15 protein-coding genes are annotated in these 17026 nt (G+C 62.5%); 9 read left to right on the forward strand and 6 right to left on the reverse strand.

The window, feature by feature from the left end:
• The first annotated feature begins 64 nt into the window (after nt 1-64).
• Genes ACYCFC_RS10255 through ACYCFC_RS10265 form a run of 3 tightly spaced genes read left to right on the forward strand, consistent with a single transcriptional unit; the run spans nt 65 to nt 2406 of the window.
• On the forward strand, nt 65-562 hold the full coding sequence (locus ACYCFC_RS10255; protein ID WP_459653904.1) for a urate hydroxylase PuuD: 498 nt from the start codon (nt 65-67) through the stop codon (nt 560-562).
• Nucleotides 543-1652 (forward strand): 3-phosphoserine/phosphohydroxythreonine transaminase, encoded by a 1110-nt coding sequence (gene serC / locus ACYCFC_RS10260; RefSeq protein ID WP_181087182.1) that lies wholly within the window; start codon nt 543-545, stop codon nt 1650-1652. The genes ACYCFC_RS10255 and serC overlap by 20 nt, the downstream gene beginning before the upstream one ends.
• Entirely contained in the window at nt 1645-2406 is a 762-nt protein-coding gene (locus ACYCFC_RS10265) for a beta/alpha barrel domain-containing protein (protein ID WP_459653905.1), read from the forward strand. Before serC ends, ACYCFC_RS10265 begins: the two co-directional genes overlap by 8 nt.
• A gap of 90 nt (nt 2407-2496) precedes the next feature.
• Here the strand turns inward: ACYCFC_RS10265 and ACYCFC_RS10270 are convergent, their stop codons facing one another.
• Complete coding sequence (locus ACYCFC_RS10270) at nt 2497-4272, reverse strand: PQQ-dependent methanol/ethanol family dehydrogenase (RefSeq protein WP_459653906.1); 1776 nt, start codon at nt 4270-4272, stop codon at nt 2497-2499.
• 271 nt (nt 4273-4543) lie between these two features.
• Between ACYCFC_RS10270 and ACYCFC_RS10275 the strand changes: the two genes are divergently transcribed.
• Entirely contained in the window at nt 4544-5782 is a 1239-nt protein-coding gene (locus ACYCFC_RS10275) for an ABC transporter substrate-binding protein (protein WP_459653907.1), read from the forward strand.
• A 39-nt stretch (nt 5783-5821) separates the two neighbouring features.
• On the opposite strand, the gene ACYCFC_RS10280 is transcribed toward ACYCFC_RS10275, so the two are convergent.
• Genes ACYCFC_RS10280 through ACYCFC_RS10295 form a run of 4 tightly spaced genes read right to left on the reverse strand, consistent with a single transcriptional unit; the run spans nt 5822 to nt 8859 of the window.
• Nucleotides 5822-6610, reverse strand: coding sequence for an ABC transporter ATP-binding protein (locus tag ACYCFC_RS10280; protein WP_459653908.1), 789 nt, complete (start codon nt 6608-6610; stop codon nt 5822-5824).
• Nucleotides 6611-6619: 9 nt separating this feature from the next.
• On the reverse strand, nt 6620-7411 hold the full coding sequence (locus ACYCFC_RS10285) for an ABC transporter permease (RefSeq protein ID WP_459653909.1): 792 nt from the start codon (nt 7409-7411) through the stop codon (nt 6620-6622).
• 10 nt (nt 7412-7421) lie between these two features.
• Nucleotides 7422-8393 carry an aliphatic sulfonate ABC transporter substrate-binding protein gene (locus ACYCFC_RS10290; RefSeq protein ID WP_459653910.1) on the reverse strand — a complete coding sequence of 324 codons (972 nt, stop codon included), beginning with the start codon at nt 8391-8393 and terminating at the stop codon, nt 7422-7424.
• A gap of 46 nt (nt 8394-8439) precedes the next feature.
• Nucleotides 8440-8859, reverse strand: coding sequence for a rhodanese-like domain-containing protein (locus ACYCFC_RS10295; protein ID WP_459653911.1), 420 nt, complete (start codon nt 8857-8859; stop codon nt 8440-8442).
• A gap of 152 nt (nt 8860-9011) precedes the next feature.
• Between ACYCFC_RS10295 and ACYCFC_RS10300 the strand changes: the two genes are divergently transcribed.
• Entirely contained in the window at nt 9012-9395 is a 384-nt protein-coding gene (locus ACYCFC_RS10300; protein ID WP_459653912.1) for an ArsR/SmtB family transcription factor, read from the forward strand.
• 289 nt (nt 9396-9684) lie between these two features.
• On the opposite strand, the gene ACYCFC_RS10305 is transcribed toward ACYCFC_RS10300, so the two are convergent.
• Entirely contained in the window at nt 9685-10872 is a 1188-nt protein-coding gene (locus ACYCFC_RS10305; protein ID WP_459653913.1) for an acetyl-CoA C-acyltransferase, read from the reverse strand.
• A gap of 313 nt (nt 10873-11185) precedes the next feature.
• Between ACYCFC_RS10305 and ACYCFC_RS10310 the strand changes: the two genes are divergently transcribed.
• The 4 genes from ACYCFC_RS10310 to ACYCFC_RS10325 all read left to right on the forward strand — a co-directional run bounded on the left by ACYCFC_RS10310 (nt 11186) and on the right by ACYCFC_RS10325 (nt 16934).
• The gene (locus ACYCFC_RS10310) at nt 11186-12349 is read left to right on the forward strand and encodes an isovaleryl-CoA dehydrogenase (protein ID WP_459653914.1); all 1164 of its coding nucleotides are present in this window, start codon (nt 11186-11188) and stop codon (nt 12347-12349) included.
• Between the two features lie 170 nt (nt 12350-12519).
• Nucleotides 12520-14127 (forward strand): carboxyl transferase domain-containing protein, encoded by a 1608-nt coding sequence (locus ACYCFC_RS10315; RefSeq protein ID WP_459653915.1) that lies wholly within the window; start codon nt 12520-12522, stop codon nt 14125-14127.
• Between the two features lie 96 nt (nt 14128-14223).
• Nucleotides 14224-15030 (forward strand): gamma-carboxygeranoyl-CoA hydratase, encoded by an 807-nt coding sequence (locus tag ACYCFC_RS10320; RefSeq protein ID WP_459653916.1) that lies wholly within the window; start codon nt 14224-14226, stop codon nt 15028-15030.
• Nucleotides 15027-16934: an acetyl/propionyl/methylcrotonyl-CoA carboxylase subunit alpha gene (locus ACYCFC_RS10325; RefSeq protein WP_459653917.1), complete on the forward strand. Its 1908-nt coding sequence runs from the start codon at nt 15027-15029 to the stop codon at nt 16932-16934. The genes ACYCFC_RS10320 and ACYCFC_RS10325 overlap by 4 nt, the downstream gene beginning before the upstream one ends.
• Nucleotides 16935-17026 lie beyond the last annotated feature (92 nt).

Below are 17026 nucleotides of genomic sequence, written 5' to 3' on the forward strand. Positions count from 1 at the left end.
GCGCTGGCATCGGCCTGACACTGCTCTGCTATCTGCTGCTGCGTTACTTGGTCTAGGAGCCAACATGTCTTTCCCCGATCTGCTGGCCCGCTATGCCCACCTGCTCTTCGCGCTGGTCTGGGTCGGGCACAACTACGCCAATTTCGTGCAGAACCCCAGGTTCACCCCCCTGCACAACGGCATAGACGTCGAGACCCTGAACCGCGATCTTGAAGCACGCATGAAGCGCGAACATGGCATCTTCCGCTACGCCTCGCTGGTGGTCTGGCTCAGCGGCCTGTTCATGCTCTGGCAGCGCGGCTGGCTGGTCGATGCGCTGCTGCTGCAAGGCCCGCTGGCGGCCATCGGTCTGGGCGCCTGGCTCGGCACCCTGATGCTGCTGAACCTGTGGCTGGTGCTCTGGCCGCACCAGAAGAAGCTGCTCGGCTTCGTCCCGGCGCCCCTGGAGGAACGCATTCGCTGTTCGCGAATCACCTTTCTGTCCTCGCGCACCAACACCATCCTGTCCTTTCCCGTGTTGTTCCTGATGGCGCTCTCCGGTCATGGCCTGCATCTTCTATAAGGCCCCTGCACAGGCCGAGGCCTACAACTTCGCCGCCGGCCCGGCGATGCTGCCAAAAGCCGTTATCGAGCAGATCCGCCGGGAGCTGCCCGACTGGCAAGGCAGCGGCCAGTCGATCCTGGAGCAGCCCTTTACCAGTGATGCCTTCAAGACTCTGATGGCACAAACCGAGGCGGATCTGCGCCAGTTGCTGGCGATCCCGGCGAACTATCGGGTGCTGTTCCTGCAGGGCGGTGCAAGCGCCCATTTCGCCCTGCTGCCCATGAACCTGCTCGCCCCCGGGCAGAGTGCCGACTATCTGGAAAGCGGCCACTGGTCACGCAAGGCGATCGCGGAAGCGCGCCGCCACGCCCCGGTGAATGTCATTGCCAGCAGTGCCGATAGTGGTTTTCAGACCATCCCTTCTCGCCACCAGTGGCGTCTCGATCCGCAGGCGGGTTATTGCCACGTCACCAGCAACGAAACCGCCAATGGTCTGCAAATGCAGCATTTCCCCGAACTGTCGGTGCCACTGGTGGCGGACATGACCTCGGACTTTCTCACCCGACCGATACCTGTCGAACGCTTCGGGGTGATCTACGCCAGCGCCCAGAAGAACCTGGGCGTCGCCGGGCTCTGCCTGGTGATCATTCGCGACGACCTGCTCAGGCCGGCCAGAGCGGGACTGCCATCACCTTTCTCTTACGCCTTGCAGGCACAGCAGCACAGCCGCCTGAATACACCGCCGACGTTCGCCCTCTACTGCATGGCGCTGATGCTTCGCTGGATTCAGGACCAGGGCGGGCTGGAACGGATAACTACCGCCAGCCTGGAAAAAAGCGCACGCCTCTACGACTTCATCGACGCCAGCCGGCTCTATCGATGCAGGCAGCGCGTGGACGATCGTTCGCGGATCAATCTCTGCGTTCATCTGCGCGATGAGCGCCTGCTGGAGCCCTTTCTCGCCCAGGCCGAACGCGAGGGCCTACACAACCTGCGCGGGCATACGGTCGTCGGTGGTATTCGCGCCAGCCTCTACAACGCCATGCCACTGGCAGGCGTCGAGCGCCTGCGAGACTTCATGGCCGAATTCGAACGCCGCCATGGCTGAGCCGGCGATCCATGTCATGGGCCTGGCGTTTCCGTCCGTACTGGGCATCGCCGCCGGTTTCGACCCGCTCGGCCAGTTGGGCAGAAGCGTTTCGGCGGCAGGTTTCGGTTTCACGGAGATCGGCAGCCTGGATGCGGCAGCGCTGCCAAGCGAATTGGCCTTCAACCAGCAAGGCAGCGCACGCCTGGGCATCAACCTGAGACTCGACCCCAGCCGCTCCGATGCGCAGCTGTGCCAGGGACTGGCCCGCGCCTGGGCGCACGCCGACTACCTGATGCTCAACCTGATCGGCCCCGGTAGCGAGGTGCTGCTCGATAGCCGGGAGCGCCCTCGCCTGCGCCGCCTGTTGAGTGAACTTCTACTTCAGCGGCACGATCTGGAGCAAACCACGACACGCCATGTACCGCTGGCCGTAAAGGTGCGCAGCCTGCCGGGGCAGATTCCGCTGGAGCTGGCGCAGCTGCTCCTCGAACTGGGTTTCGACGGCCTGCTCGCCGCCCATGACCCCGGCCCACCGGCCACTCGCCAGCGCTACCTGGACTGGCAAACCCCCGCACATCAGGAACAGGCCTGCCGGCAGATCGAGGCGCTGCGGCGGCTGTGTGTGCAGGATATGGCGCTGATATCGGTGGGCGGCATCCAGACCCGCGAGCATCTCCAGGCACGCCTTGCCGCCGGCGCCGAGCTGGTGCAGGTACACAGCGTGCTGCAGCAGGGCCTGGAGGTTGCCGGCAAGCTGCTGACAGGCCGCTGAAAAACGACCAGCGGCAAGCCATTCGCCGAGTCTGAACGGCAAAAGGCCGGCTGAATCAGCCGGCCTTTTGCACTTACCGCACGCTTGCCATCAACGCTTGCCGACAAGATCCTTCGGCAGCTTGAAGGTCCAGACCATACCGCCCTGGTTGAAGTCCTTCACGCGCTTGGCCACTTCGCCACCCCACAGCGGAACGGCACCACCCCAGCCGGACAGCACGGAGACGTACTGCTCGCCGTCCATCTCCCAGGTGACCGGGGAGCCGACGATGCCCGAGCCGGTGTTGAACTCATAGAGTTTCTTGCCGGTCTTGGCATCGAACGCCATCAGGAAGCCTTCCGGGTTGCCGGTGAACACCAGGTTGCCCTTGGTGGTCAGCACGCCGCCCCAGAGCGGCGCGTAGTTCTTGTAGCGCCAGACTTCCTTGCCCGTTTTCGGATCGATGGCGCGCAGCACACCGATGTATTCCTCGTTGAGCGGGGTGATGGTGAAGCCAGCACCCAGGTAGGCCGCACCTTTCTTGTAGGCGACGCCTTCGTTCCAGATATCCATGCCCCATTCGTTGGAAGGTACATAGAACAGGCCGGTGTCCTGGCTATACGCCATCGGCATCCAGTTCTTGCCGCCCAGGAACGACGGCGCGACGAATACCGACTTGCCCTTGTCATCTGCGCTCGGCGAACCGGGGCGGTTGCTGTCGTCATAGACCGGACGACCGTTCTTATCCAGGCCCTTGGCCCAGGTGATCTTGTCCACGAAGGGGAAGCCACGGATGAACTTGCCGTTGGTGCGATCCAGGACGTAGAAGAAGCCGTTACGGTCCGCAGTAGCAGCGGCCTTGATGGTCTTGCCGCCTTCCTGGTAGTCGAAGGACACCAACTCGTTGACACCGTCATAGTCCCAGCCGTCATGCGGGGTGGTCTGGAAGTGCCATTTGATCGAGCCATCGTCCGGGTTCAGCGCCAGGCGCGACGAGGAGTACAGGTTGTCGCCAGGACGCAGGTGCGAGTTCCACGGCGCCGGGTTACCGGTACCGAACAGCAGCGAGTCGGTGTCCGCGTCATAGGTACCGCCTAGCCACGGTGCCGCACCGCCAGTCTTCCACAGGTCGCCCGGCCAGGTCTTGCCGGCTTCGCCGCCAGAGATGCCGTTGTCAACCTTCTTGCCATCCTTCATCACGAAGCCCATGTGGCCTTCGACGGTCGGACGGCTCCACACCAGCTCACCATTCTTGGCATCGTAGGCTTCGATCTTGCCGACCACGCCGAATTCGCCACCGGCAACGCCCGTGATGACCTTGCCCTTGACCACGGTCGGTGCCGCCGTGATGGAGTAGCCGGCCTTGTAGTCGGCGACCGTCTTGCGCCAGACGACCTTGCCGGTGTCCTTGTTCAGCGCAACCAGCTTGGCGTCCAGGGTGCCGAAAATCACCAGGTCGCCGTACAGCGCGACGCCACGGTTGATCACGTCACAGCACGGCATGATGCCGTCGGGCAGGCGCGCGTCGTACTGCCAGAGTTCCTTGCCGGTGCGGGCGTCCACGGCGAACACGCGCGAGTAGGAACCGGTGACGTACATCACACCGTCCTTGATCATCGGCTGCGATTCCTGGCCGCGCTGCTTTTCACCCCCCAGGGAAAAGCCCCAGACCGGGCGCAGTTGCTGGACGTTTTGGGTATTGAGTGTATCCAGCGAGCTGTAACGCTGCCCTTGCAGCCCCAGCCCGTTGGTCACGATCTGATTGGTAGTCTTGGCGTCAGCAAGGATGTCCTTATCGGTGACGGCCCAAGCCGATACGCTCGACAGCGCGATGCTGGCGCACAAGGCTGTCAGGGCGAAGGGTTTGCGAAGACCGGTGTGCTTCATTGCGGCTACCTCTGCGGGTTCATTGTTATCGTCGCCGGGAAGATTTCCCGGTCTGCTGGGATTCTTCGATCAAGCCGCCATCGCAACAATTGCCCGCAGTACCGATTTATCTCCTTCCTTGGTAGCAATACCCCGCCCAAGGGCGCGAAAAGCCTGCATTTCACGGGGCAGATGCCTCCGAAGTCTCGGCCTTCCTGCCTTAAAAGAGTATTTCCCACACCACACACAGGCCGTACAACAGCCCCTTCTTCCGCTCACAAGGACACGAGCCATGCTCCGTACGCTCCTGCATTGCCTGTTGCTGGCCCTGCTTGCCGCCAGTGCCCAGGCCAGCGACACGATCCGCCTGGGGCTCAACGCCCCGACGACCGGCAATTACAAGTCCGAAGGCCTGGAGCTGCGCCGGGGCGCGCTGCTCGCAATCGAAGAGATCAACCGCCGGGGCGGCGTGCTGGGCCTGCCGCTGGAACTGATCAGCCGCAATTCCGCCGCGCGTGAGGAGAAGGCCCAGGCCAACATCGAGCGCTTCGACGAGCAGGGAGTGCGCATGGTGCTCGGCGGGGCCACCAGCGAAGAGGCCATCGCCGCCGGCAAACGCGCCCGCGAGCTGGGGCTGCTGTATTTCCCGACGCTGGGCTATGCCAACGAGATCACCGGCCGCGAGGGCCATCGCTATCTGTTTCGCGAAACCAACAGCGCCTGGATGAGCGCGCGGGTACTGGGCGAATACCTCAGTTGGCACCTGCCCAATCGCCGCTACTTCTATATCAGCCTCGACGATGCCTGGGGCCACAGCATGGAGCAGGCCCTGCGCGAGGCAACTAAAAGCCGCGACCGTGCGCGCCACGGCTATGCCCGTGTCCCGGCCCACGGTGCGCGCCATGACGATTACTTGGCGGCGCTGAAAAAAGCCGAGGCCAGCAGCGCCGATGTGCTGGTGGTCATCCTGCTGGGGCAGAACCTGGTACAGACCATGCGCCTGGCCAACGACCTGCAACTGGACAAACGCCTGCAGGTGATCGTGCCCAACCTGACCGCCAGCCTGATCGAGCAGGCCGGCCCGCAGGTCATGGAGCATGTCATCGGCACCAAGGCCTGGACCTGGCGCGTACCGGCGCAGACGGGCAGCGTCGAAGGCCAGGCGTTCGTCGAGGCCTATACCCGTCAGCACCAGGGCTACCCCGGCAGCACCGCCGCCTCGGCCTACGCCATCGTCCGGCAGTGGGCCGATGCCGTGCGGCGGGCGGGCAGCAGCGACAGCGAGGCGGTCATCAAGGCCCTGGAGAACCATCGCTACAGCCTGCTCAAGGACGAGCAGTACTGGCGCGGTTTCGATCACCAGAATGTGCAAGGCATCTATGCCGTGCGCGTGCGCTCGCGCAGCGAAATCATGCAGGACCGCTTCAAGCAGGATTACTTCACCATCATCCACCGCCTGGATGGCGAAGAAGCCGCCCCCAGCCTGGACGACTGGCAGCAGGAGCGAGGTGAAGAACTGACGTTGCAGTAATCGCTTGGGTTAGGCCTTCCCCCAGTCGAAGCAGCAGTTTCAGACCGCACACTCTTCCACTTCGGTCTGAGTGAAAAACTCGGCGTAGATTCTGCGACGCAAGGCCATGAACTCAAGACTGGAGCGATCGCGTGGGCGCGGCAGATGCACGGGGATAAGCGTTTTTATCGTACCGGGTCGGCTGGACATGACGACGACCATATCCCCTAGAAATATGGCCTCATCAATGTCGTGGGTGACCAGGATCATAGTCATCTGTTCAGCCTGCCAGATGCGCAGGGCTTCATTCTGCATCTGGATCTTGGTCAGCGCGTCCAGCGCACCGAACGGCTCATCCAGCAGCAGAATGTCCGGCTGGTTGGCGAGTGCGCGGGCAATCGCGACACGCTGCGACATCCCGCCCGAGAGTTGTCCGGGATAATACTTGGCAAAGCCGGTCAGCCCGACCAGATCGAGGTGCTCGTCAATCCGCCGTCGGACTTCGTCAGCAGGCATGTTGTTCAGACCCAGTGCAATGTTCTGCTCCACGGTCAGCCACGGGAGCAGACGATGTTCCTGGAAGACCATTCCGCGGTCCAGACCCGGCTTTTCGATTGGTTTTCCGCCCAGCGTGACCGTACCGGTGTACTCGGTTTCAAAACCGGCCAGGATGCGCAGCAGTGTGCTTTTGCCACAGCCTGAGCCACCGACAATGGTGATGAACTGCCCTTTGGCAATCGTCAAATCAATGCTGGAAAGGGCCTGTACTGTGTCGCCTTGCTGGGTAAAGGACTTGGATAGTCCGCGGATGACCAGTGCACCGGCCTCGTTCGCGTTGGGGTCTGACATACGGCTTCCTTATTGACCTGAAAACGCGCTGCGCCAGGTGATCAAGCGACGTTCGAGAGCGCTCAGTAGATCGTCTGTGAGCTTGCCCAGAAAACCCATGGTGATCATCCCGGCGAGGATGACATCGGTTTGCGACAGCTGCCGGGCATCCATGATCAGGAAGCCGACCCCGCTAGAGGCCGCGATCAGCTCGGCTGCCACGACGCACATCCAGGAGATGTTCAGGCCGATGCGCAGCCCGGTCATAATCTGCGGCAGTGCGCCGGGCAGGATCACTTGGCGAATGAAGCGCCCGCGCGGCACTTCGAGAATCTGGGCCAGCTCGACGAAGCGACCATCAGTTTGGCGGATGCCATCAATGGTATTGATCAGAATCGGGAAAAAGGCGCCGATAAAGATGATGTAGATCTTGGCGCCCTCACCGATTCCGAACCAGAGAATGGCCAACGGAATCCAGGCAATCGGCGGTATGGGCTTGATCAACTGGATAGGCAGCTCGGCCAGGCGCCTCATCGTGCGCGACAAGCCGATACCTATGCCGAGAATCAACCCGCACAGGGCCGCCAGCAAGAAGCCTTGCAGTACCCGGAGACCGCTGCTCAGGACGTGTTTGGCCAACTCTCCACTGTACGCAAGTTGCCAGACTATCTCGGCAACCTGCGTCGGAGAGGGCAGCAGCATGGGTCGTATCACGCCCAGCGTGGATAGCAACTGCCACCCCCCGACAAGCAAGACCGGTATCGACAAATACATGGCGATGGAACGGGTGCGGCAGATCACAGTGTCGTGTTGCAGAGCCATGAGATATCCGTTACTGCTCGTTCAGGTCGCGCAGCAGATCGCGATCGACGAAGCGGTTGATATCTACTGGTTGGCGAATCATGCCCTGTTCTTGCAGAAAGGACTCTGCCGCCACCAGCGCGTCAACCACCTCAACGGTGAACTCTGGGCTGTAGATGAATTTGTCCAGCGAGCGGCGGATGATCGGCTCCGGCTGGTTCAGCTCTGCCGCCACCAGTCTGGCGGCTTCGTCAGGATGGCGAGCAATCAGTTCGGCGCCTCGCTGGTAGGCCTTCAACACCGCCTTGGCTTCGGCAGGGTGATGGGTGGCAAAACGGTCGGTTGCCTCAATCACGGCAATCGCGTTTTTCAGTCCCTTGCCATCACGCAGCACCTTCACCGAATGCTCAAGCTCGAGTTTGCTAAGTAACGGTTCCCACAGAAAGACGGCATCCACATCGCCCCGCTGCAGCGCGTTGTTCATGTCCGGCGGGGTCAGGTTGACCAACTCGATATCGGAGGGTTTTAAATTGACCTCCTTGAGCGCGAGCACCAGAAGATGGTGTGCTGTGGTGCCCTTGAACGTCGCGACTTTCTTGCCTTTGAGCTCAGAAACGGAGCTGATCGGCGAGTTGGCGGCTACCACGCCGGCCTGGGAGAGGTAACCCGATGACGAAATGCCGATCAGTCGTACATCGAAGCCAGTGGACTTGCCGAGAATGGCCGGAAAATCGCCGGTGAAGATCACATCGAGCTGTCCTGCGGCGATAGCCTCGTTCATCATCGGGCCAGCCGAGAAGGATCGCCATTCGACGGTGTGTGCACCGTTGCCTACAGTCGACAGTTCTTCTTCCAGCCACTTTTTCTGCTTTGCGATCAGAATGGGAGCATAGAAGGTATTCGGGGCGTAGCCGATGCGGACATCCGCTGCCAAAGCCTGCAGGGAGCTGCCAATCGCCAATGTGGCGACGAGCAAACGGAGAAGATGAGACGGGCGCTTCATAAGGGCGTTCCTTGTCCAAAGTGGGGGGAGTGAATGGGGAGTTGCTTCAGGTTTGTCGCCACGGCAAGCCAAGCGCACGCCAGCCGCCGCGCGTTCGACGCCCGTCCTCGCTGAGCTGCCCTTCAAAGCCATCAGCGATGTTGTAGGTCGTGTAACCCTGTTCGGCGAGCGCCTCGGCGGCGAACTTCGAGCGGACACCGCTGCGGCAGATGAAATACAGCGGGCGGTTCTTGTCGAGATCGAGGGCCAGGACGCTGTCGACAAAGCCTTCGTTGCGCGCCATCCCGGGGAATGTTTGCCATTCGACTTGCACAACCTGCTTGTCCAGACTGGTTACATCCGGGCCACCGACAAAGAACCATTCGGCAGCCGTACGCACGTCAATCAGTACGGCGCCTGTCGTTGCGACAAGTGCCGACCACGCATCTTGCGGAGCGATATCCCCTTTAAAGCCTGTGTGTGCCATAAAATATCCGTGTAGAAAGGTTGGGCATTGGCTGTCTATGTATGCAAATTTATGCATATATCTTTTAATTCGAAAATATTATTTTTTTATAAGATTATTCCTTGACGTCGAGTGACCTACACAGGAAGCGTGCTCATTCGCGAGTTATGTTCTTGGCGGCTTATGAACAGGGGGGTGAAATGATTTGTCAGATCCAACCAGTGGCGGTTGCCGGCTACGCGGGGGCGTTCAAAGCGCTCGCAGATACCAGCCGGTTGCGGATTTTCTGGCTGCTTGCCCATATCAACGAGCGCATCTGTGTTGCCGAGGCCATGAAGGTGCTTGGCACATCGCACTACAACGCCTCGCGACATCTGACCATTCTCAAGAAGGCGCAGTTAGTCGTTGCGCAGCGGGAAGGCACACGGGTTTTCTATACGCTGAACAAGGCAGGCAATGGTTTCGTCCTGCAGCTGTTGGCAGCAGTACGGGAGATTCCGGCGGTCGGTTTTGAGATCGAGGTCGAGCGCTGCAAGCAACTGCTTGCATTACGCTGATCGACCAATGGCGGCATTCAAACGCTGTCCTTCCCATCAATCCGTTCTGCCACCCGCTTCGCCGCCCCCAGCCTGGACGACTGGCAGCAGGAGCGAGGTGAAGAACTGACGTTGCAGTAATCGCTTGGGTTAGGCCCCGGGTTGTCGGATTACGCCTTCGGAAACCCGGATTACGCCTTCGGCTAATCCAGGCTACGGACTACACCGGTCGTAGGGCCGAATTCATTCGGCCACGGATTCGTCAAAGGCCGAACAAGTTCGGCCCTACGAGTTCTCGCTATAGCTTCTGTCAGCCAACCCGTTCGATGGCCATGGCGGTCGCTTCGCCACCACCGATGCAGATGGCCGCGATGCCCTTGCGCAAACCGCGCTGGCGCAATGCCGCGATCAGGGTGACAAGGATGCGTGCACCGGACGCCCCGATCGGGTGGCCAAGGGCACAGGCGCCGCCGTTGACGTTGACCTTCGCGTGATCCAGCCCCAGCTCGCGCATGGTCACCATGCTGACCACGGCAAACGCCTCGTTGATCTCGAACAGATCCACCTCGTCGAGCTGCCAGCCGGTACGCTCCAGCAAGCGGCGGATGGCGCCGATGGGCGCGGTCGGAAACAGGCCCGGTGCATCGGCGAATGCCGCATGGCCACGAATTACCGCCTGCGGCGTCAGGCCCAGCCGCTCGGCTTCGGCATGGCGGCTCAGCACCAGCGCCGCCGCGCCATCGGAAATGGAGCTGGAGTTCGCCGCCGTGACGCTGCCGCCCTCGCGGAAGGCCGGCTTGAGCGTGGCAATCTTCTCCGGCAGAGCCTTGGGCGGCTGTTCATCGTCACGAATCTCGCGCTGCTCGCGCCCCTGGGTAACCTGGAGCGGAACGATTTCGCCACTGAAACGACCACTGGCGATGGCATCGCGGGCGCGCTGCAGCGAGGTCAGCGCATAGGCGTCCTGCGCCTCGCGGGTAAAGCCATGGTGCTGCGCGCAATCCTCGGCAAAGGTGCCCATCAGCCGTCCCTTGTCGTAGGCGTCTTCGAGGCCGTCGAGAAACATGTGATCGAGCACCTTGCCGTGCCCCATGCGATAACCGCCACGGGCCTTCTCCAGCAGATAGGGTGCGTTGGACATGCTTTCCATGCCGCCCGCGACCACCCGCTCGACGCTACCGGCACGCAGCGCGTCGTGGGCCATGATCAGCGCCTGCATGCCGGAACCGCACATCTTATTCAGCGTGGTGCAAGCGGTGCCCTGCCCCAACCCGGCGGCCAGCGCCGCTTGCCGCGCGGGCGCCTGACCGACACCGGCCGCCAACACGCAGCCCATCAGCACCTGCTGCACGCTGTCGGCAGCAACGCCGCTACGCTCCACCGCCGCCCGAATGGCGGCAGCGCCCAGTTGCGGCGCGGACAGGCTGTGCAAATCACCCTGGAAGCCACCCATGGGCGTGCGGGCGCTGCCCAGAATCACGATCGAATCACTGTCCATCATTTATCTCCCGACGCTATGCAAACCGTAGCCTGGATTAGCCGAAGGCGTAATCCGGGTGTCGAAGGCGTAATCCGACAGCCCGATACATAACCTCGCCTCCGCTCGTCGGGTCGGTGAAGCGTGACCCGACCTACACCCTCGTCACGTTTCGTAGGTTGGATTAGCCGCAGGCGTAATCCGACAGCCCTCACGGCAATTTGACAATCCCGCCCCATTCGGCTTTCGTTGACGTAAAGGTAAAGCACGGCTCGCCGATTATTGCCAGTCGCGTGACATCCAATGATCAGAACAACAATAGTCAGGTCGCCCCATGAACCCTTCCGGTCTCAATTTCGCCCTTGGCGAAACCCTCGACATGTTGCGCAACCAGGTGGCGCACTTCGTTGCCAGCGAACTGGCGCCGCGCGCCGCAGCTATCGACCGCGACAACGCCTTCCCCCATGACATGTGGCGCAAGTTCGGCGACATGGGCCTGCTCGGTGTGACCGTTTCCGAGGAATACGGCGGCGCCGGCCTCGGCTATCTGGCGCATGTGCTGGCGATGGAGGAAATCAGTCGGGGCTCGGCCTCGGTGGCACTGTCCTACGGTGCGCACTCGAATCTGTGCGTCAACCAGATCAACCGCAACGGCAGTACCGAACAGAAGGCCAAGTACCTGCCGAAACTGATCAGCGGCGAACATATCGGCGCGCTGGCCATGAGCGAACCCAACGCCGGCTCCGACGTGGTCTCGATGAAGCTGCGTGCTGAACGCAAGGGCGACCGTTTCATCCTCAACGGCAGCAAGACCTGGATCACCAACGGTCCCGACGCCAACACCTACGTGATCTACGCCCGCACGGTCCCGGACGCGGGCGCCCACGGCATCAGCGCCTTTATCGTCGAGCGCGACTGGAAGGGCTTTTCCCGTGGCAACAAGTTCGACAAGCTCGGCATGCGCGGCTCCAACACCTGCGAGCTGTTCTTCGATGACGTCGAGGTTCCGGAAGACAACCTGCTCGGCGCCGAGAACGGCGGCGTCAAGGTGCTGATGAGCGGCCTGGATTACGAGCGCGTGGTGCTGGCCGGTGGCCCGGTCGGCATCATGCAGGCCTGCCTGGACGTGGTGCTGCCCTATATTCACGACCGCCAGCAGTTCGGCCAGAGCATCGGCGAATTCCAGTTTATCCAGGGCAAGGTCGCCGACATGTACACCCAGCTCAACGCCAGCCGGGCCTATCTCTACACCGTTGCGCAAGCCTGCGACCGGGGCGAAACCACCCGCAAGGATGCCGCCGGGGTGATTCTCTACACCGCCGAAGCCGCCACGCAGATGGCACTGCAGGCGATCCAGATTCTCGGTGGCAACGGCTATATCAACGAGTTTCCCACCGGCCGCCTGCTGCGCGACGCCAAGCTCTACGAGATCGGCGCCGGCACCAGCGAAATTCGCCGTATGCTGATCGGCCGCGAGTTGTTCAATGAAACGAAATAAAGCCGTAGGGTGGAAAACCGCGAAGCGTTTTCCACCAGAGCCGGCCCCCACGCGGTAGCGTGGAGCAATCGAACGAACCGTAGGGTGGAAAACGGCCACAGGCCTTTTCCACCAGGACACGGACACGTGGAAAACCGCTTCACGGGTTTTCCACCCTACGGAGCCTCGCAATGGCCATCCTGCACAGCCAGATCAATACCCGCTCAGCGGAATTCATCACCAACAGCGAGGCGATGCGGGCCCAGGTGGGCGAGCTGACTGCCCTGCTTGAGCGCATCGCCAAAGGCGGCGGCGAAACTGCCCAACAACGCCATGTGTCACGCGGCAAACTGCTGGTGCGTGAACGCATCGACGCCCTGCTCGACCCCGGCTCGGCGTTTTTGGAGCTGTCGCCCCTGGCCGCGCACGAGGTCTATGCCGAAGAAGTAGCCGCTGCTGGCGTGGTGGCGGGGATAGGCCGGGTCGAAGGTATCGAATGCATGATCATCGCCAACGACGCCACGGTTAAAGGCGGCACCTACTATCCGCTGACGGTGAAAAAGCATCTGCGCGCCCAGACCATCGCCCAGGAAAACCGCCTGCCGTGCATTTATCTGGTGGATTCCGGCGGTGCCAACCTGCCCCGTCAGGACGAGGTATTCCCGGACCGCGAGCACTTTGGCCGGATCTTCTTCAACCAGGCCAATATGAGCGCCCTGGGCATTGCGCAGATCGCCGTGGTGATGGGCTCCTGCACCGCCGGCGGCGCCTATGTCCCGGCGATGGCCGACGAAACCATCATGGTGCGCGAACAGGCGACCATTTTTCTCGCCGGCCCACCGCTGGTCAAAGCCGCCACCGGCGAAGTGGTGACGGCCGAGGAACTGGGCGGCGCCGAGGTGCACTGCAAGACCAGCGGCGTTGCCGATCATTACGCCGAGAACGACGAACACGCCCTGGCCCTCGCCCGCCGCTGCGTGGCCAATCTCAATTGGCGCAAGCACGGTCAACTGCAGGTACGCGAGCCACGTGCACCACTGTATCCGGCCGATGAGCTGTACAGCGTCATTCCAGCCCAGAGCAAGCAACCCTTCGACGTACGCGAAGTGATCGCGCGGCTGGTGGATGACAGCGAGTTCGATGAATTCAAGGCACTATTCGGCACCACCCTGGTATGCGGTTTCGCCCATCTGCACGGCTACCCCGTCGCCATCCTCGCCAACAACGGCATCCTGTTTTCCGAGGCGGCGCAGAAAGGCGCGCACTTCATCGAGCTGGCCTGCCAGCGCGGCATTGCGCTGCTGTTCCTGCAGAACATCACCGGCTTCATGGTCGGGCAAAAGTATGAAGCGGGGGGAATTGCGAAGCATGGCGCCAAGCTGGTCACCGCCGTGGCCTGCGCGCGGGTGCCGAAGTTCACGGTGATCATCGGCGGCAGCTTCGGCGCGGGGAATTACGGCATGTGCGGGCGCGCCTACGACCCGCGCTTCCTGTGGATGTGGCCCAACGCCCGCATCGCCGTGATGGGCGGCGAACAGGCCGCCGGCGTACTGGCGCAGGTCAAGCAGGAACAGAGCGAGCGCGCCGGCAACAGGCTCGGCGATGATGAAGTGGCGGCCATCAAACAGCCAATCCTCGAACAGTACGAGCGCCAGGGTCATCCCTGGTATTCCAGCGCGAGATTGTGGGATGACGGCGTGATCGATCCGGCGCAGACGCGCGACGTGCTGGGCCTGGCAATCTCGGCCAGCCTCAATGCGCCCATCGAGCCGACGCGCTTCGGCGTGTTCCGTATGTAAGAAAAAACCGACAACGGCGCTTGAGGCTGGAGGCTTTACGTCCAGCCTTCAGCCTCAAGCCAAGGGCCGCAGGCCTTCGCCTGTAGGAAATCGAATATGAATACGCCCCCATTTCAGACCATCGAACTTGAACGCTCCGCCCAGGGCTTCGCCACCCTCTGGCTGAATCGCCCGGAAAAGCACAACGCCTTCAATGCCGAAATGATTCGCGAACTGGTGCTCGCCATCGATCAGGTGCAGGCGGACCCGTCCCTGCGCTTTCTACTGCTGCGCGGACGCGGGCGGCACTTCTGCGCCGGCGCCGACCTAGCCTGGATGCGGCAGTGTGCGGCGCTGGACTTCGAGGCCAATCTCAGCGATGCGCGCCAGCTGGGCCAACTGATGTACAGCCTCTACCATTTGAAACTGCCGACGCTGGCCGTGGTGCAGGGCGCGGCGTTCGGCGGTGCGTTGGGGCTGATTGCCGCCTGCGACATGGCCATCGGCGCGAGCAGCGCGGAGTTTTCGCTGTCGGAAGTGCGTATCGGCCTCGCCCCGGCGGTGATCAGCCCGCTGCTGTTCAAGGCCATCGGCGAACGCGCGACACGCCGCTACGCCCTGACCGGCGAGCGCTTCAGCGCTGAAAAGGCCGGCGAGCTGGGCCTGCTGTCGGATATCTACGCAGACGAAGAACTGGACGAGCGCCTGAGCGGCTGGACAGACAACCTGCTGCGCAACGGCCCGCACGCCATGCGCGCCTGCAAGGACCTGCTGCGCGAAACGGCCAGCGCATCGCTCAGCCCTGCCCTGCGCCGCTACACCGAAAACGCCATCGCGCAGATTCGCGTCAGCCCCGAGGGTCAGGAAGGACTGAATGCCTTTCTGGAAAAGCGCCGCCCCGCCTGGCAGGAGACACAGTCATGAGCCGCCCCCTCGACACCCTGCTGGTGGCCAACCGGGGCGAGATCGCCTGCCGCGTGATGCGCACCGCCAGAACCATGGGCCTGACCACGGTGGCGGTGCACAGCGCCATCGACCGCGACGCCCGGCATGCCCGCGAAGCCGATATCCGTATCGACCTCGGCGGCGCTAAACCGGCTGAGAGTTATCTGCTGATCGACAGGATCATTGCCGCCGCGCACAGCAGCGGTGCCCAGGCGATTCACCCCGGCTATGGCTTTCTGTCCGAGAACGCCGCTTTCGCCCGCGCCGTGGAAAACGCCGGCCTGATCTTTCTCGGCCCGCCCGCCTCCGCCATCGACGCCATGGGCAGCAAGTCCGCCGCCAAGGCACTGATGGAACAGGCCGGCGTGCCGCTGGTGCCCGGTTATCACGGCGACGATCAGGCGCTGGAGCGCTTCCGCGCCGCCGCAGAAAACATCGGCTATCCGCTGCTGCTCAAGGCCACTGCCGGGGGTGGCGGCAAAGGCATGAAGGTGGTCGAGCGCGAGGCCGATCTGGCCGAAGCCTTGCAGTCCGCCCGGCGCGAAGCGCAGTCGGCGTTCGGCGATTCACACATGCTGGTGGAAAAATACCTGCTCAAGCCGCGCCACGTGGAAATCCAGGTGTTCGCCGACCAGCATGGCAACTGCCTCTACCTCAACGAGCGCGACTGCTCGATCCAGCGACGCCACCAGAAGGTCGTCGAGGAGGCGCCCGCGCCCGGCCTGACGCCGGAGCTGCGCCGCGCCATGGGTGAAGCGGCGGTCAAGGCGGCGCAGGCCATCGGTTATGTCGGCGCCGGCACCGTGGAGTTCCTCCTCGATGCCACTGGCGAATTCTTCTTCATGGAGATGAACACCCGCCTGCAGGTGGAGCATCCGGTCACGGAGATGATCACCGGGCTGGATCTGGTGGCCTGGCAAATCCGCATCGCCCGTGGCGAGCCATTGCCCATCAACCAGGAGCAGGTGCCGCTGAACGGCCATGCCATCGAGGTGCGGCTGTACGCCGAAGACCCGGACAGGGATTTTCTCCCTGCCACCGGTAGCCTTGATCTGTACCGCGAACCCCAGGCCGGAGCCGGTCGGCGCGTAGACAGCGGCGTGAGCGAGGGCGACAGCATCTCGCCCTTCTACGACCCCATGCTCGGCAAGCTGATCGCCTGGGGCGAGAACCGCGAGCAAGCGCGCCTGCGCCTGCTGGCGATGCTCGCTGAAACCCATATTGGCGGGATTCGCACCAACCTCGCCTTCCTGCGGCGCGTGCTCGGCCATCCGGCGTTTGCCGCCGCCGAGCTGGACACCGGCTTCATCCCGCGCCATGCGGATGAATTGCTGCGCACAGCCGGCGAGCTGACGGATGAGTTCTGGCCGCTGGCTGCCGAGCTGTTCGTCGAAACCGAACCGGCTCGGGTACGCAGCGATGATGTGCATTCACCTTGGGCGAAACGTGAAGGCTTGCGCTTGGGCATGCCTGCGCAAAGCCATATGCATTTGATGTGCAACGGTGAAAGCCGTCGGGTACGCCTCGGGGCAGCGTCCACAAGGGTCTCGCGCCAGCCAAAGGCCATTCGCCAGGGTCATGTCCTGTATCTGCAATGGAACGGCGAAATGCAGGCGGTCACTGCCTTCGACCCCATTGCCGAGGCGCAAGCCGACCACTCTCATCAGGGCGGGCTGACCGCCCCCATGAACGGCAGCATCGTCCGCATGCTGGTCGAGGAAGGCCAGGCGGTGGAAGCCGGCACCGCGCTGATCGTGCTGGAGGCAATGAAGATGGAACACAGCATCCGCAGCGCCCAGGCCGGCGTGGTCAGGCAGTTGCTCTGCAGCGAAGGCGAGATGGTCAGTGAAGGCGCGCTATTGCTGGAGATGGACGAGTCCTGAATATCGTAGGGTGGAAAACGCCGAAGGCTTTTCCACCAATCACCGCTCGGTGGACAAGGCTGCGCCGTTGTCCACCCTACGCTTGTTAAACA

It is taken from the genome of Stutzerimonas sp. NM35, from assembly GCF_054604355.1.

Excerpts from the sequence above, each read along its gene's own strand:
- ACYCFC_RS10255 (WP_459653904.1), top strand. The coding sequence starts at position 65 with ATGTCTTTCCCCGATCTGCTGGCCCGCTATGCCCACCTGCTCTTCGCG.
- serC (WP_181087182.1), top strand. The coding sequence starts at position 543 with ATGGCCTGCATCTTCTATAAGGCCCCTGCACAGGCCGAGGCCTACAAC.
- ACYCFC_RS10265 (WP_459653905.1), top strand. The coding sequence starts at position 1,645 with ATGGCTGAGCCGGCGATCCATGTCATGGGCCTGGCGTTTCCGTCCGTA.
- ACYCFC_RS10270 (WP_459653906.1), bottom strand. The coding sequence starts at position 4,272 with ATGAAGCACACCGGTCTTCGCAAACCCTTCGCCCTGACAGCCTTGTGC.
- ACYCFC_RS10275 (WP_459653907.1), top strand. The coding sequence starts at position 4,544 with ATGCTCCGTACGCTCCTGCATTGCCTGTTGCTGGCCCTGCTTGCCGCC.
- ACYCFC_RS10280 (WP_459653908.1), bottom strand. The coding sequence starts at position 6,610 with ATGTCAGACCCCAACGCGAACGAGGCCGGTGCACTGGTCATCCGCGGA.
- ACYCFC_RS10285 (WP_459653909.1), bottom strand. The coding sequence starts at position 7,411 with ATGGCTCTGCAACACGACACTGTGATCTGCCGCACCCGTTCCATCGCC.
- ACYCFC_RS10290 (WP_459653910.1), bottom strand. The coding sequence starts at position 8,393 with ATGAAGCGCCCGTCTCATCTTCTCCGTTTGCTCGTCGCCACATTGGCG.
- ACYCFC_RS10295 (WP_459653911.1), bottom strand. The coding sequence starts at position 8,859 with ATGGCACACACAGGCTTTAAAGGGGATATCGCTCCGCAAGATGCGTGG.
- ACYCFC_RS10305 (WP_459653913.1), bottom strand. The coding sequence starts at position 10,872 with ATGGACAGTGATTCGATCGTGATTCTGGGCAGCGCCCGCACGCCCATG.
- ACYCFC_RS10310 (WP_459653914.1), top strand. The coding sequence starts at position 11,186 with ATGAACCCTTCCGGTCTCAATTTCGCCCTTGGCGAAACCCTCGACATG.
- ACYCFC_RS10315 (WP_459653915.1), top strand. The coding sequence starts at position 12,520 with ATGGCCATCCTGCACAGCCAGATCAATACCCGCTCAGCGGAATTCATC.
- ACYCFC_RS10320 (WP_459653916.1), top strand. The coding sequence starts at position 14,224 with ATGAATACGCCCCCATTTCAGACCATCGAACTTGAACGCTCCGCCCAG.
- ACYCFC_RS10325 (WP_459653917.1), top strand. The coding sequence starts at position 15,027 with ATGAGCCGCCCCCTCGACACCCTGCTGGTGGCCAACCGGGGCGAGATC.